Here is a 15,570-nt window from a genome sequence, read left to right as displayed (position 1 = left end):
GAGATAAGTCTTAAAGAATAGTAATTGATTTGAAAATAGAGAATCGTAAGGAGGACTTTGATGAGTACAATGTTTTCGAAAATGGAGGAAACGTTAAAATTGTCCTATCCAGCAATTGTTTTTCCCGAAGGAAACGATGAACGAGTCTTAGAAGCTGCAGCTCGTCTTGCTAATGAGAAAATTATAAAGCCCATTCTAATCGGGAATACGGATTTAGTCCGGGAATCCTTTATAAAAACAGGTGTCAACCTCGATCATGTTGATATCATATCACCTGAAACATATGAAGGATTTGATGAGCTTGTAAACCTTTTTATGAAACGTAGAAAAGGAAAAGTAAACGAACCAGAAGCTCGAGAAATTTTACAGGATGTCAATTATTTCGGAACGATGCTCGTATATACTGGGAGAGCAGATGGTCTCGTTAGCGGGGCCTCACACTCCACTGCGGATACGGTTCGGCCAGCCTTACAGATTATAAAAACAAAAGAGGGGATCAAGCGTACATCAGGTGCCTTCTTAATGGTAAAAAAAGAGGAGAGGTATGTTTTCGCAGATTGCGCAATTAATATAAACCCCTCTGCCTCAGATCTTGCCGAAATTGCTACAGCTAGTGCCGAAACTGCACGTGTGTTTGCGATAGATCCTAAGGTTGCAATGCTTAGCTTCTCGACAAAGGGTTCAGCAAAATCGGATGAAACAGATAAGGTTGTTGAAACTGTACAGATGCTAGATGAGCTTGAAGTTGACTTTCCGTATGATGGAGAACTCCAATTTGATGCTGCGTTTGTACCAGAGATAGCCGCGAAGAAAGCACCGAATTCTGCATTAACAGGGAAAGCGAACGTATTCGTATTTCCAGGGCTTGAATCGGGTAATATTGGCTATAAAATGGTGCAGCGTCTCGGGGGATTTGAAGCAATAGGGCCTATACTACAAGGTCTAAACAAACCGGTTAATGACCTTTCAAGAGGATGCAATTCAGAAGATGTGTACAAGCTTGCGTTAATTACAGCAATGCAGGCTTTACAGGGTTAAGAAACAGTCAAAAGCGATTGATTCCCTAATTGGGGTCGATCGCTTTTTCATTACGTTCGATGACACGCTTTAAATAAAAGTCATACAAATTGATTTCAGAAATGGTTAGCTGTGAAGACATAAGCTCAGAACCTTGATCCTTTAAAAATGAAAAAAGCTCCTTCATCAAGTCGGAAATTTGAATCGGTTCTTCGGTTAATTCAGCTAACGATGCCATAACCTTTGGATCGACTGATGGATAGGTGAACTTCGTTTCGGTCGTCTGAAGAGATCGCTCGTAAAAGCCCTTTATTAGTTCAGCACGGGCGGAACCAGATCCTGTTACGCATAAGTAAATCTGGACCGCAACCCCACCACGTAAACGGCGCTGCGAAATACCTGCAAATTTTCTTCCACCAACGCTTAAATCAAATTTTCCTGGACAATAGGAAGTTGTGATTTCCTTTGTTTCAAACGTTATCCCATATGGAGACAGCAGTTGTTCAGTTAGGTAAGCTAGTGCTTCATATCCGGAATCGATATCAATTTTCTTCTCTATTTCTGGAACGATCAAAGAAAGGTTTAATACCCCTTCATCTAGTACCACAGCAAGCCCGCCAGAATTTCGTACAATGACCTCATAGCCATGGTCCTTCAAGTATTGAACACCATCCGATAAATGGGGTAGGCGACTGTCTTGTATTCCTAACACGACTGTGCGTGGATGAACCCAAGAACGTACGGTAGGCGGGGAATCTTCACTGCCGATTGATGTGCATAACGTATCATCCATTGCAAATGATTGAAGTGCATGAAAGGAAGAACCTAGTGTTGTTTGATCTATAATACGCCAAGTTGGCTGTTTGAAAAGTTCGGTAGAAAACGGGTGTTGTTTAATCATACGTACTACTCCTTTTACAATCTTAACCGTCTTATTATATCATAGTGTGTACTGTCATTTATTTTTAGAAAAATATCACAATTTTGTGATTAATTTAAGTTGAAAACGGGAATAGTACCTTGATCTTATTTATCGATTACATAAGGGTAGGTCCAAAACTGGTCTTTAGCTTACTAGGAAAAAAGCACTAAACTATGATTTTAAGTAGGAGGTTATATTTTTGTGAACGCTTTCATATCAATACGTTAACACGGTGAACTGTGTATAATCATACGTATTTCTTAATATTTACATTTGACAAGTTACGGTTTGCATTAGAAAATATAGCGTAGTGGAAATGTAGAGGGAGGAAAATAGATGAAATTAAGTGTTCAAATTATCATTGGTTTAATCTTGGGTATTGTTGTTGGTATTGTACTCAATTTATTTGCACCTGGAGCCTTTGAGGTTATAGATAAGTATGTATTGAATCCGGTAGGGACTTTATTCTTAAATCTTATTAAAATGCTTGTCGTTCCGATTGTCTTTTTCTCGATTGCACTTGGTGCAGCAGGAATCGGTGACCCGAAAAAGCTAGGTCGTATTGGTGGGAAGACAATCGGTTACTTCCTAATTACGACCACAATTGCAATTGTGATTGGGCTTATTTTAGCATATGCGATCCAACCAGGAGCAGGTGGAGGATTCGATACAGCTGACGCTACTTTTGAAGAAGGTTCTGGAGCACCACCTGTTGTAGAGACAATTTTGAATATCATTCCAACAAACCCTGTTGACGCAATGGCTAAAGGTGACATGCTACAAATCATTGCTTTTGCTGTTTTTGTAGGGTTTGCAGTAGCCATTTTGAAAGAGAAGACGAAAACGGTTTATCGTTTCTTAGAAGAAGGTAATGACATATTGATGTACCTCGTAAACATCGTAATGTTGACGGCTCCTTATGGTGCCTTTGCATTGATTGCCTCCGCGGTCGGGAGCTTCGGAATTGATGCGCTGCAGGCGATGGGACTCTATTTCGGTACCGTGCTGCTTGCATTGCTTATTCATGCAGTGCTGACGTACGGAAGTTCGATAGCCTTGCTAAGTAAAATGAATCCGCTAGCCTTCTTTAAAGGTTTTGCACCAGCGATGTCTGTTGCATTCAGTACTTCGAGCAGTAGTGGTACGTTACCAGTGTCGATGAAAACGGCTCAGGAAAACTTGAAAGTACCGAAGCAAATCAGTAGCTTCGTACAACCGCTTGGTGCGACGATCAATATGGATGGTACCGCGATCATGCAGGGTGTCGCAACGATCTTTATCGCCCAAGTATACGGAATCGAACTTACGTTGGTACAGCTCATCACGGTTGTTTTAACGGCAGTTCTTGCTAGTATCGGTACAGCAGGTGTGCCGGGGGTAGGACTGATCATGCTTGCGATGGTTCTAAAGCAAGTTGGACTTCCAGTCGAAGCGATTGGCCTTGTACTTGGTGTTGACCGCTTGCTTGATATGACGCGAACAGCAGTGAACATTACAGGAGATGCAGCTTGTGCAGTCATCGTTGCAAAATCTGAAGAAAAGCACGGCGGCAAACCACAGCATATACCCGATATGGATATTTAATAAAAGTAGGAATTTGTATTAGAGTATTGCTGGTCAATTGAATATCCAGATGTTCCGATAACACGAAAAAGTGACTCAGTAGTAAGGTTAATCCTGCTATTGCGTCACTTTTTATGTGTATTTCTAGAAGAACGGTAATTTTTTGCTTATATTAGGAGTTTAAATTTTTTCATCAAAGTGAATACAGGACCATTTTACTATGCGTGAGCGATATAATTCAATCTGTGATCGATATATCGTGATGCGTGGCCGATATAATTCAATCCGTGATCGGTTTAGCAGATTCCGTGGCCGAATTTATTAGTTAAATTTAGAGACTGGAACAATTCGATTCGGGAGGGGAGGTTTTCATTTGGTTATGAAGAATATATAATTAGGTATTGTCGTGAGAAAATAATGTACATAATGAATCACCATATAGAAAAAATGGATGTGCCTAGACGAGGTGCGAACTGCATATATAGTGCACGTATTCTTTAAAGTACGAAAGGGGGAAAAGTCGGGACAATGAACTATAAGCTGCAACAACTAGATGAAGAAAAGGTATTTAAGGATCCTGTCCACCGTTATGTCCATGTACGTGACCGCCTCATTTGGGACTTGATCGGAACGAAGGAATTCCAACGCTTACGGAGGATTCGGCAGTTAGGGACGACGTTTCTTACCTTTCATGGGGCTGAGCACAGTCGATTCAGCCATTCGCTAGGCGTTTATGAAATTGTACGTCGTATCAGTGAAATATTTAAAGGTAGGCCACATTGGAATGACGATGAACGGTTACTCTGTCTATCTGCAGCGTTGTTGCATGACGTCGGCCATGGTCCATACTCCCATTCGTTTGAAAAGGTGTTCGGTCTTGACCATGAGAATTTCACACAGCAGATTATTCTTGGCGAAACTGAAGTCAATCATGTATTAAAAAGAGTAGATAAAGATTTCCCGAAAAAGGTAGCTGAAGTTATCGCTAAGACTTATGAAAATAGACTGGTCGTCAGCATGATTTCAAGCCAGATCGACGCCGATAGAATGGATTACCTGTTACGCGATGCTTATTTTACAGGTGTAAGTTATGGTCAGTTTGATATTGAACGTATTTTGCGTGTCATGCGGCCGCAGGAGGATCAAGTTGTTATTAAACACAGTGGGATGCATGCAGTAGAGGATTACATTATGAGCCGCTATCAGATGTATTGGCAGGTTTATTTTCACCCTGTTACGAGAAGTGCTGAGGTTATTTTATCTAAAATTCTTCATCGTGCGAAGGCGCTGTATGAGGAAGGTTATTTATTTAAGTTTGAGCCGCTTCATTTTATTACATTATTTAATGATAAAGTCGACCTAGACGATTACATAAAGCTCGATGAAGGAATTATTCAATATTATTTCCAAGCGTGGCAAGAGGAAGAGGACGAAATTTTACGGGATTTATGCGAGCGGTTTTCGAATCGACGTCTGTTTAAATACATGGAGTTCAACCCTACTGTTCATATGAATGCGTGGCATAAGCTCCATACGTATTTTGTTCAGGCGAAGATTGACCCTGATTATTACCTGATTGTCGATTCATCCTCTGATCTCCCATACGATTTTTACCGGCCAGGAGAAGAAGAAGAGCGATTGCCAATCCATTTGCTTACGAAAAAAGGGGAATACAGGGAGCTTTCTCGGGAATCAACGATCGTTGAGGCAATTTCCGGAAAGAAACGGACAGACCATAAGCTTTATTATCCAGCCGATTTAATTGACGGAATACACGATAAAGGGTTAAGGAAAAAGATCGGAGAAATATTAGAATTATAGGAGGGGATTCGTCGTGCTTGAACATCACGCGAGGTTGATTGCAATGTTCGATTATGCGAGGGAAGTTGTGGGGCGTAAGAAACTTCAGAAGATGGTCTATATCGCTAAAAAGCTGAACTTTCCATTTTGCGAAAAATATCAATTTCACTTTTACGGGCCATATTCAGAGGAACTAACGTTGCGTGTTGAGGAGCTTTGTAATCTAGGTTTTCTAGAGGAGACGAAGGAGAAGGTCGGAGGTTATTATCAATATCGTTATATATTAACCGACGAGGGTGGGGGGTTTCTTAAACATTACGAGATGGATCTCGCCTCACTTAAGACATGTGTAACTTCAATGAATGAACAGCCTTCACGGATCTTAGAACTGATCTCGACAATTATGTATTTTGACCACCTAGCTAAGGAAGAGGTTGTTGAAAAAGTAAAAACAGTAAAGCAAAAGCAAAAATATACCGATGAAGAGATTGAGGAAGCTTTTCGATACATTGAAGAACTAAGGACCAACATCTCAGCTTCGTAGATTTAGAGATTATAAAAAGCTAGACACATACTATATTTAGTGATAAGTTTATTGTAACAACACAATATATTGAAAAATCGATGAACGGGTGAGAGTGTGCTACGAGAGTAAGCCATCTCATAATAGGGAATCTGGTGTGAAGTCCAGAGCTGTCCCCGCAACTGTAATTGTGGACGAACGGAATATGCCACTGTATAAGTTAGTCTTGTAATGTGTGTTCGAAAAGGAGAATAAACCGGACTTTTTGAACAACCCCTTTTAAAAGGCGCTTATATGGGAAGGATCCTAGTAGGAAGAAGCATAAGTCAGTAGACCTGCCTGTTTTCGATCGTTTCGATTTCTTCGGGGATTGAGGAGTGAAACGTTGACGTAAGGACTGGATTATGACTTCATGTAGTTTACAAGTCTATCTATCTTCGGTTCTAATTTTCTAATGTCATCGTTTCGACCACTCGATTATCCGGGTGGTTTTTTTATTGCACAAGAAAAGATAAATTTTTGCTGCACAGTTGCAATGTCTAGCTCCAGCACCCAACCACTTGGATCACTTCAGTCCTCTTCCGGCGGCGACAGCCTCCTCAGTGGCCTTCCAGTAACCTTCGTGGCTAACCAGGGCGCTTGCGCTTTATCTTCACAACTATTAAATGCATATTATTCAAGGAGGATATCGCATGACTACGTTACAAGCTCAATACACGATCTCAAACGAACTTCAACAGCTCTTGAAAACAATTGCTAATCATTTTCCACAATTAGCAGTAAACGAGTTTGTGGAAAAAATACTTGAACAAGCTCGGACATCAGGTGCTGAAAACGAACCGGACATTCTTAACCTGCTCATTTTAAACGGACTCTCCAATGTGACACAGGAACAGCCTGAATGGACGTACGTGTGTTCACAATTTTATACGGAAACTCTTTATAAAGAAGCGGCTCATAATCGGAATCAAGACAACGCTTATGGGAACTTCTATGCATTAATTGAACGGCTTGTTGACTTGAAAATTTACGACCGGTCATTGTTGGAATCCTATTCCGAGCAAATGATTAACGAGCTTGAGTCCGTCATTGTACCTTCCCGGGATGAACGGTTCACCTACGCAGGTGTTCGAATGCTTGCAGACCGTTACCTTGCACGTGACTACGATGGGAATTTATACGAACTCCCCCAGGAACGTTGGATGGTTATCGCGATGACGTTAATGAGCCGAGAGTCTGAATCGAAACGACTAGAACTTGTTAAAGAAGCTTATTGGGCGCTTTCTAATCTGTACATGACTGTTGCTACCCCTACGCTCACAAATGCCGGCAAAGCCCATGGCCAACTAAGCTCCTGCTTTATTGACACCGTTGATGATAGCTTAAGAGGAATTTATGATTCAAACACGGACATTGCAATGCTAAGCAAGGCAGGAGGCGGAATCGGCGTCTACCTTGGTAAAATCCGCAGTAAAGGTTCCGATATTAGAGGATATAAAAATACCTCGAGTGGTGTCATTGCCTGGATGAAGCAATTGAATACGACCGCAGTAAACGTCGATCAGCTTGGGCAAAGAAACGGAGCGATTGCGGTTTATTATCCTGTATTCGGGATGGATATTTTCTCGTTTTTGGATTCGAAATTGAACAATGGTGATGAACGCCAACGAACGCATGACCTGTTTACTGGAGTTGTCATACCGGACCTCTTCATGGAAAAAGTCGAAAACCGGGAAGATTGGTACTTATTTGATCCGCATGAAGTGAAAAACATCATGGGCTTTGAGCTCGATGACTTTTATGATGAAGAAAAAGGTAAGGGAAGCTTTCGGGAGAAGTATGATCAATGCGTGAATCACCCCATCCTTTCAAAGAAATGTGTACCTGCTATTGATATTATGAAGCGAATTATGGTTTCACAACTCGAGACGGGTGGGCCGTTCATGTTTTACAAGGATACGGTGAACCGCTGGAATACGAACCGTCATGAAGGAATCATTTATTGTACAAATTTATGTACGGAAATTACTCAGAATCAGTCTCCAACTATTGTGGAAGAGGAAGAAACCGTTGACGGTAAAATTATTATTACAAAGCAGCCAGGAGATTTTGTCGTTTGTAATTTATCGAGTTTGTCGCTTGCACGCGTTATTGAAGACAATGTTCTGGAGCGGGTGATTCCGATACAGGTGCGCATGCTTGATAACGTAATCGAATTGAATACAACGAAAATTGAAGTAAAACAAGCGATACTTACAAATGAAAAATACCGTGCGATTGGACTCGGGACGTTTGGATGGCACCATCTCCTAGCAAAACAAGCAATCCGATGGGAGTCTGAAGAGGCAGTCGCTTATGCGGACCAGCTTTACGAAGACATCCATTACTTAACTGTGATGGCAAGTGTGGAGCTGGCTGCTGAAAAAGGAGCTTACCCGGTCTTCAAAGGAAGTGACTGGGATACAGGTCGGTATTTTGAAAGTAGAGGGTACACGGGATTAAGGTGGGACGCTGTCCAGCACAAGCTGAATGAATCCGGAATCCGCAATGGCTGGTTACTCGCAGTTGCACCGAATGCATCAACTAGTATCATTGCAGGCTCAACAGCAAGCATCGATCCGATTTTCCGGAAGCAATATGCCGAAGAGAAGAAGAACTTTAAGATCCCTGTAACAGCACCAGACCTATCACCAGAAACGACTTGGTATTACAAGAGTGCATACGACATCGATCAAAAGTGGAGTATCCGCCAAAATGCAGCCCGTCAGCGACATATTGACCAATCGGTATCATTCAATCTATATGTGCGGCACGATATAAAGGCAAAAGAACTGCTTGATCTGCATTTAACAGCGTGGGATTCCGAATTAAAAACAACCTATTATGTACGTTCAACCTCTCAGGATGATTTTGAAGGGTGTGACTCATGTGAAAGCTAATTCAATTATAAAAGGAAATGAAACAATCATCGAACGGAAGCTGTATGATCCAAAATCCCCGAATGCGTCTACAGGGATTTTAAATGGTCAGAGCTCGAATGTGCTGAACTGGGATGATGTGAGATATCCGTGGGCTTATCCGTTATATAAACAAATGCTCGCCAACTTCTGGACACCGTTCGAGATCAATATGTCGAGCGACCGCAAACAATACGCTGAGCTTTCTTCTGATGAACAGGAATCGTTTAATAAAATCATTGGATTGCTGGCGTTTTTGGACAGTATTCAAACAGATTATGCCGGACGTGTAGCCAATTATATAACCGACTCCAGTTTAACCGCGTTAATGACAGTTCTTGGATTTCAAGAGGTTGTGCACAATCAGTCTTATTCCTATGTCCTATCAAGTCTTGTCGATAAATCAAAGCAGGATGAAATTTTTGAATACTGGAAGCACGATAACGTTTTGCGGGAACGAAATGAATTTATTATTGATGGGTATGACGCATTTACGAAAAATCCTACACCAGAAACGTTTTTACGCTCTATCGTTTACGATGTAGTGTTGGAGGGATTGAATTTTTATTCTGGATTTAGTTTCTTTTACAATCTTGCCCGAAATCAGAAGATGGTATCTACGTCAACAATGATCAACTACATTAATCGAGATGAACAATTGCATGTCCATCTGTTTACGAAAATTTTCGATGCCGTTCGTGAGGAGTTTTCATTGGATGTTCGAGAGGCGAACGAGTTTGTTGAAAAAACGTTTATGGAGGCAGCTGATTTAGAGATAAAATGGGGTAACTATATTTTAGGGGACCGTTTTCCGGGGATTTCATCAACTGAATTAGATGCTTACATTAAGTTCATGGCAAACAAACGCGTGAATCAGCTGGGAGGAAATCGTCCTTATCCGGATCATAGGAAAAATCCGATGCCATGGATTAAAGCATATGAATCAATTAATGACGGAAAGAGTGACTTTTTCGAACAAAAATCAAGACAATATACAAAAGTCTCTGATGATAATGGGTTTGACGATCTGTAGGAATGCGTTTCGAATTTGCGTTCAGAAAGTATAAAATTTGGCTGCATGGATGCAATGTCTAGCTCCAGCGCCCAGGTGCTCGAGGTCGCTTCGATTCTTCCACAAACACAAAAAACGTGTTATGTGGCAGAACCTCCAGCGCTTGTCGCACCTATGCAGGGCGCTTCCGCTTTTCTTACACGTTAAGAAAGTATAAAAGTTTGCGGCATGGATGTAATGTCCAGCTTCAGCGCCCAACCACTTGGATCACTTCAGGCCTCCTGCGGCGGCAACAGCCTCCTCGTCGGTCTTCCAGTGACCTTCGTGGCTAAGCAGGGCGCTTGCGCTTTTCTTAATTATTTTTGTCATCCTTTTGCCACAGTTTTGCTCATTTATCTTAGAGGAACATCGGGGATGAAAGCGTATACATAAGGTAAGGAGGGATGACTGTGAGTCCAAAAGATGATGAATTGTCAAAAGAGCAGCAGAAACGTGATATTTTAATGCAAGACGAATTCCACTATCAGGACCATATCGGTGAAATTATTCGTAGAGCTGAAAAAGAGGGAGCCTTTGATAACCTGAAAGGGAAGGGGAAGCCACTCCAGCTTGATGGGGACTTAACTTATAACCCAGAACGACAGTTGAACAAAACGTTGAAAGAAAATAATCTACTGCCTCCATGGATCCAATTAGACAAGGAAATCGAAAAGCGAAAAGCTGAACTCTCTGAATACAAAAATGAATACAATATCCGAAAGTCAGTTGAGGAGATTAACAAGAAGATCTTCAACTATAATCTATCGTGTCCACGTCCCGCACAGAAGCGTATGCTCAAGCTTGAGGATTACTTACCTGAAAATGAACTGTAGAAAGTAGAAAGACCGTTAAAAAGAAAACTTTGTTAGCACCAAGTTGTAGCACTGGTGATCGCCTTAGTTGAACTAATACTATAGGGGCTGACTCAAATGTTCGCAATGGAACTTTTTGAGTCAGCCCTTTGAGATAGTTCCAGCCCCTACTAAGATGGAAAAGGGACTACTGTTTGCTATATTGCCGTCTTAATGTGGTAAAAAGGCAAGCTGGATGAAGAACAACACAGCAAACAATAGAACGAGCGGATGAACTTCACGCCACTTCCCTTTGACCCCTTTAAGCAACGGATAGGAGATAAATCCGAGGGCAATACCTGTTGCAATGCTTGATGTTAATGGCATCGTCAAGATAATCAAGAATGCCGGAAATGCTTCGTCAAGTGTATTCCAATCAATCTTTGCAAGGCTACCAAGCATCAAGCTTCCGACAATGATTAACGTCGGTGCAGTTATTGCAGCGAGTCCGGAAATCGCCTGCACAAGTGGTGAAAAGAATGCCGCGAGAATGAAGAGGAGAGCTACGACCACACTAGTAAGACCTGTACGCCCTCCTGCAGCAACACCTGAGGAGGATTCAATATAGGCACTCGTTGGACTTGTTCCGAAAATGGAACCGGCTGTTGTTGCGACAGAATCGGCCAACAATGCTTGACGAGCACGCGGCATTTTATTTCCTTTCATTAAACCGGCCTGCTCTGCAACCCCGATCATTGTCCCAGTTGTATCAAAGATCGTAACGAGTAAGAACGAAAAGACCACAGCGTACAAGCCGTATTGAATCATATCGGTTAAGGCAGTGATTGGGCTTCCGAAAATAAAGGCTTCCGGCATCGGCGGTGCATCAATAAACCCTTTTGAGAACTCTAATTGTCCAGTAAAATAAGCTATTGCGCCTGTCGCTAGCATTCCGAAAAATAGTGCTCCATTCACGTTCAATGCCATTAATACAAGAGTAATCGCAAGCCCGACAAGCGTTAAGATAACGGTCGGAGAGTGAAGATCACCAAGTCCGACAAGGTTTGCCGGGTGGGAAACGACGAGGCCCGTCAAGCGTAATCCAATAAAAGCAATAAAAAGGCCAATTCCAGCGGTTATTCCATGCTTAAGATTCGCCGGAATCGCTTCAATTAATTTTTTTCTAAAAGGAGTTAATGAAAGAATCATAAATAAGATACCTGAAATGAAAACAGTTCCGAATGCAACAACATACGATATGTTATCTGCTCCTCCAACAACGGAGTAAGCAAAGTATGCGTTTAAGCCCATTCCCGGTGCGATTGCGATCGGATAATTCGCGAACAATCCCATCCAAAGTGTTCCAATCACGGTTGCGATGATTGTAGCCATAAAGACGGCATCGAATGGTACACCCGCATCACCTAAAATTCCAGGGTTCACTATTACGATATATACCATTGTTAAAAACGTTGTTAAGCCAGCGATTAGTTCTGTTTTAACCGTTGTTTGATGTTCTTGTAGCTTAAACCACTTCGATATCATGAGAAAAGACCCCCAAATACGAACGTTATTATGACACAACCAATATATTATTCGTTTTTTATCGTAAATGCAAGTGGATATCCATAAACACATATAAACACTTCTAGAAAAGCTTGTAGATGCAGGTACATATGGAACTTCCACAGATAATTTTTACCGGACTTTTTTGAACATCCAATTGTATGGTAAGATAAAACCATACATTTCTCTGAGACTAGGAGGTTCTGAGCGTGAAAAATCTCTTCAATAATAACAATCAAGATGACAATAAACCTAAAAAGAAGCAAGGTTTTACGATTTTAAGTGGTGATTCTACAGATGGCCATGGTGGTTATGGGGTAGGTACAATTAGTTTAAATAACCTTACCCCTGTGTTCGTCAGTCCGGAAGACGGGGAGGCATTCATAGATATGGGTGCTCTCCACGCACGAAGTTCTGTTGAAAAGCGAATAAAGTTTACAGCCAATCGAGAGGATGCACCGAACCCGAAGTTGTACTGGCTTGTATGGGTAATGGTGGATTCGAAAAATGACGGTCCATATTACGCAGGAATTGGTGCATGTGAATTACAGGTTGATGCTGAGGCACGAAGAGGCTATAAAAGTATGCCTGAGCATGTGAACAATATGGATAAAGCGATGAAAAATCGTATTGTAGTTGATCGTATGGATGACAAATCAAAACAATTATTAAAGGAATTTCTGATTGGACACAATGAAGAATTTTGGTCCAGGTCCAGTGATGAACTGAAACATGCCCTTTCAAAGAACGACTAACTTTTTACAGGGCTGTTTTTAACAAGTAAAGAAAGTTATGAAATTTTGCTGCATAGATGTAATGTCTAGCTGCAGCGCCCAGGTGTTCGAGGTCGCTTCGATTCTTCCACAAACACAAAAAGCGTGTTATGTTACAGAATCTCCAGCGCTTGTACCACGGGCATAAGTGCAACTTAGGTAACCGCCTTCGCAAAAGCTCGGTGTTTACCTAGTTTTCTTTATCACACCTAAACAGGTCGCTTCCGCTTTTCTTATCCTTTATGAATCTTTTTTGAACATTGATAAAAAGGTCTGTGCGACACTGGGAAAATGGAGTAAACTATAGGTACTCTTTTATACACAAAGTACTAGGACACGAAAAAGGAGCTGACAATTTGTTGGCTCCTTTTTCACACGTTAAGAAAGTATAAAAATACTTTCTATAGTATAAGTGCAACTAAGACGATCGCCAGCGCTAAGGCTTGGCGCTAGCCAAGTTTTCTTTACATTATAAGAACTAGTTAAACCGTTTCACCTAAATGAATTCGTTAATCACCACCGAACCAATTCCAAATTCCCTTGAAGAATCCGGGATTTTCTTTTTCCTGTTTCGGGGACGATTTTCCCTTTTCCTTATGTTGATTTGGCAGGTGATCCTTGCAGTGCTTAGTAGGCTCTGTTCCTGCAATGTAATATGAAAATCGTTTGACCGGACACGCTTCTGTTGCGAGTAAACCGTTATCCGGATTCACATAAACTCCGACAACACCATCCGGTTTGTGGAACTTCGCGACAGGCTTATCCTCTAAAGCATCCTTCATAAAGTGAGCCCAAATGTTCTTCGAGTAAAGGACATCATTAAACGGGTGGAGTTTCTTTCCTTCGTCGTATCCTGTCCAAACCCCTGTAACAAGCTGTGGGGTATAACCGATTATCCAGCTATCATAATCAGTTGAACCCGTTTTTCCGGCTGTTGGTCTTGTAATGAGATGATTGACCGAGGCCCCGGTTACCCTTGAATAATCGTTCAACCGTTCATCAAATACCCCGCGTAGAAGGTCTGTCATCACGAAAGCATAGGCGGGATCGATGACTTGTTTTTCCTCGACCTCTCGTTCAAAGATAACATCCCCTTTGTAATCAACAATCTTTTTGATGAAACTTGGCTCAGTCTTTTTCCCATTGTTAGCAAACACGCCATAAGCGGAAACCATTTCAAGCACTCCAACAGGTTTTGTTCCAAGTGCAAGTGACGGAATCGGTGAAAGCTTGCTGTCAATGCCGAGCTTTTGAGCTGTATCAACGAGCTTTTCAGGTCCAATAAATAGATTGGTTTTCACTGCATATACGTTATCGGATAAGGCTAATGCTTGAGCCATTGTTATTTCATCATTCGCGTACAGGTTTCCGAAGTTCTCAGGTGTGTAGGTTTCATCTTCTCCAATTCGGAATGTCGTTCGTTCACTCTTTAATAAGGTTGAAGGTGTAAAGCCATTTTTCATTGCTGCATAATATAGAAACGGCTTGAAAGTAGACCCCGGTGCTCGTTTCGCTTGTGTGGCACGATTATAAGAGCTTTCCTTATAGGACCTTCCGCCGACCATCGCCTTTACACTCCCTGTTCTTGGATCGACAGCCGCTAGGGCGACTTGAATATTTGATGTATCCGGAATCGTCTTCTCAACCCAGCGCTCTGCCGCCTTCTGCATTTCAGGATCCAGCGTTGTATACACGTGATAACCGCCCATTTTTACTTCCTCTTTATCAAGTCCTAATTCATTTTTGAGAATATACTCAACTGCGTCTTGGAAATAGGCTGCTTTGTCCTTTGGCAATGAACTTGATCCAATAATCTCGAGCGGTTTTTGAAAAGCAGCCTTCGCTTGCTCTTGAGAAATTTTCTTCGTTTCTACCATTGCATCGAGTACGATCTTTTGACGTTCCTTGGCGCTTTTAAAATGATCAATTGGGCTGTAATAGGAAGGTCCCTTTGGTACACCCGCTAACATACTAGCTTCGGCAATGTTCAATTCATCTGCAGATTTTCCAAAATAATACCTTGCAGCGGCCTCGATTCCATAGTTTCCATGACCGTAATAAATCGTATTTAAATAGCCTTGTAATATTTCTTCCTTCGTGTAATTTGCTTCAATTCTCGCCGTATAATAAGCCTCTTTTAGCTTTCTTTCCCATGTTTTATCCGGTACCAAAAAAAGATTTCGAGAGTACTGCTGTGTGATGGTGCTCGCCCCTTGGACCTTTGCGCCAGCCCTTAAATCGGCAATAATGGCACCTGCAATTCGTTTATAATCAAATCCGTGATGGTCGAAAAATCGACGATCCTCAATGGCTATGGTCGCATCAATCATTTCTGGAGACACGTCATCAAACTTTACCCAGTGACGGTTATGGCCTGATGGTTCATTTTCCCCGACGATCGAACCGTCTGCACCATAAAAGACCGTTGTTTGAGGGACCTGCAACGGTGGTGGACCAAGTATATGAATATAGACGATAAATAGCAGCCCAATTATAACGAACGGAAGGGAGAATATTATTAAAGTACGAAGCCAAAGCCAAACCCATCTCCACGTTTTCATTAGGCCGTCCACTGTAATGATTTCCATAAGGCGAACCCCCAATCCA

11 protein-coding genes and 1 riboswitch are annotated in these 15,570 nt (G+C 41.7%); of the genes, 8 read left to right on the top strand and 3 right to left on the bottom strand.

What is annotated here, in order from left to right:
- The first annotated feature begins 60 nt into the window (after positions 1–60).
- Positions 61–1,038: a phosphate acetyltransferase gene (pta, locus tag NON16_RS05100; protein WP_257347527.1), complete on the top strand. Its 978-nt coding sequence runs from the start codon at positions 61–63 to the stop codon at positions 1,036–1,038.
- Positions 1,039–1,063: 25 nt separating this feature from the next.
- On the opposite strand, the gene lipL is transcribed toward pta, so the two are convergent.
- A complete protein-coding gene (lipL, locus tag NON16_RS05095; RefSeq protein WP_257347526.1) occupies positions 1,064–1,918 on the bottom strand; it encodes an octanoyl-[GcvH]:protein N-octanoyltransferase in 855 nt (284 codons plus the stop codon).
- 357 nt (positions 1,919–2,275) lie between these two features.
- Here lipL and NON16_RS05090 point away from each other — a divergent pair, with 357 nt between their 5' ends.
- From NON16_RS05090 to NON16_RS05065, 6 genes are all read left to right on the top strand, one after another.
- Positions 2,276–3,523, top strand: coding sequence for a dicarboxylate/amino acid:cation symporter (locus tag NON16_RS05090; protein ID WP_257347525.1), 1,248 nt, complete (start codon positions 2,276–2,278; stop codon positions 3,521–3,523).
- 507 nt (positions 3,524–4,030) lie between these two features.
- A complete protein-coding gene (locus tag NON16_RS05085; protein ID WP_257347524.1) occupies positions 4,031–5,323 on the top strand; it encodes an HD domain-containing protein in 1,293 nt (430 codons plus the stop codon).
- Between the two features lie 13 nt (positions 5,324–5,336).
- Positions 5,337–5,846 carry a YwgA family protein gene (locus NON16_RS05080; protein ID WP_257347523.1) on the top strand — a complete coding sequence of 170 codons (510 nt, stop codon included), beginning with the start codon at positions 5,337–5,339 and terminating at the stop codon, positions 5,844–5,846.
- 69 nt (positions 5,847–5,915) lie between these two features.
- A riboswitch (cobalamin riboswitch) is annotated at positions 5,916–6,181 on the top strand.
- A gap of 336 nt (positions 6,182–6,517) precedes the next feature.
- Positions 6,518–8,764 carry a ribonucleoside-diphosphate reductase subunit alpha gene (locus NON16_RS05075; protein ID WP_257347522.1) on the top strand — a complete coding sequence of 749 codons (2,247 nt, stop codon included), beginning with the start codon at positions 6,518–6,520 and terminating at the stop codon, positions 8,762–8,764.
- Positions 8,754–9,815 (top strand): ribonucleotide-diphosphate reductase subunit beta, encoded by a 1,062-nt coding sequence (locus tag NON16_RS05070; protein ID WP_257347521.1) that lies wholly within the window; start codon positions 8,754–8,756, stop codon positions 9,813–9,815. The genes NON16_RS05075 and NON16_RS05070 overlap by 11 nt, the downstream gene beginning before the upstream one ends.
- Before the next feature lie 428 nt (positions 9,816–10,243).
- Positions 10,244–10,666 carry a DnaJ family domain-containing protein gene (locus tag NON16_RS05065; protein WP_257347520.1) on the top strand — a complete coding sequence of 141 codons (423 nt, stop codon included), beginning with the start codon at positions 10,244–10,246 and terminating at the stop codon, positions 10,664–10,666.
- A 189-nt stretch (positions 10,667–10,855) separates the two neighbouring features.
- On the opposite strand, the gene NON16_RS05060 is transcribed toward NON16_RS05065, so the two are convergent.
- On the bottom strand, positions 10,856–12,169 hold the full coding sequence (locus NON16_RS05060; protein ID WP_257347519.1) for an NCS2 family permease: 1,314 nt from the start codon (positions 12,167–12,169) through the stop codon (positions 10,856–10,858).
- A 230-nt stretch (positions 12,170–12,399) separates the two neighbouring features.
- Between NON16_RS05060 and NON16_RS05055 the strand changes: the two genes are divergently transcribed.
- Entirely contained in the window at positions 12,400–12,945 is a 546-nt protein-coding gene (locus NON16_RS05055) for a YwhD family protein (RefSeq protein WP_257347518.1), read from the top strand.
- A 527-nt stretch (positions 12,946–13,472) separates the two neighbouring features.
- On the opposite strand, the gene NON16_RS05050 is transcribed toward NON16_RS05055, so the two are convergent.
- Positions 13,473–15,551 (bottom strand): transglycosylase domain-containing protein, encoded by a 2,079-nt coding sequence (locus tag NON16_RS05050; protein WP_257347517.1) that lies wholly within the window; start codon positions 15,549–15,551, stop codon positions 13,473–13,475.
- Positions 15,552–15,570 lie beyond the last annotated feature (19 nt).

The sequence above is a fragment of the Pseudalkalibacillus decolorationis genome, assembly GCF_024609785.1.
In the GTDB taxonomy this organism is placed as follows: domain Bacteria; phylum Bacillota; class Bacilli; order Bacillales; family Fictibacillaceae; genus Pseudalkalibacillus; species Pseudalkalibacillus decolorationis.
The sequence above is the reverse complement of the archived record's forward strand: the minus strand, read 5'-3'. Positions and strand labels throughout refer to the sequence as shown.